The sequence below is a fragment of the Bartonella sp. AA9NXGY genome, from assembly GCF_042196845.1.
GTDB lineage: Bacteria > Pseudomonadota > Alphaproteobacteria > Rhizobiales > Rhizobiaceae > Bartonella.
In genome coordinates, this window is the sequence record NZ_JBHIRB010000114.1 from 1 (window position 1) to 650 (window position 650).

Here is a 650-nt window from a genome sequence, read left to right on the forward strand (position 1 = left end):
GGTGTAGGAACGTCTTTCACGGATTTACATAAAGAGATTACCAATGAAATTACCACTGCTCAGGCTGACGCCTTGTTGTGGGATAAGTCTAAAGGTGCGTTTGTAGCGACGCATGGTGAAGAGAAGGTAAGCAGCAAGATAACATCGCTTGCCAATGGATCTATAACTAAAGGCTCAAGTGATGCTGTAGCGGGTAACCAGCTATATGCACTAGGGAGCGGTGTTGCGAAGTCTTTAGGTGGTAAAGCTAAGTATGAGAATGGAACTTGGAGTGCGCCTACATTCACGGTTAAGAGCGTGAAAGAAGATGGCAGTGTTACTGCCTCGAGTTATAACGATGTCGCGTCTGCCTTTTCTGGTGTTGGTGATTCATTTGAGAATGTTAAAGATAAAATCGATCATGTTAAGGATGAAATTACCGAAGAGATTACCAATGAAATTACCACTGCTCAGGCTGATGCCTTGTTGTGGGATAAGTCTAAAGGTGCGTTTGTAGCGACGCATGGAGAGAAAGATAGCAAAAGCAATAGCAAGCTTACATCTCTTTTAGATGGCGTCATTAAGGATGGTTCCACGGATGCTGTAACGGGTAATCAGCTTCATGCTCTAGGTGATAAAGTTGCACAATCTTTAGGTGGAGGAGCTAAGTA

Annotated in this window: 1 pseudogene; it reads left to right on the forward strand. The window is 43.7% G+C overall.

What is annotated here, in order from left to right:
• Window positions 1-650 (forward strand): annotated as a pseudogene (locus tag ACFIM6_RS10120) (hypothetical protein); the annotation flags it as partial.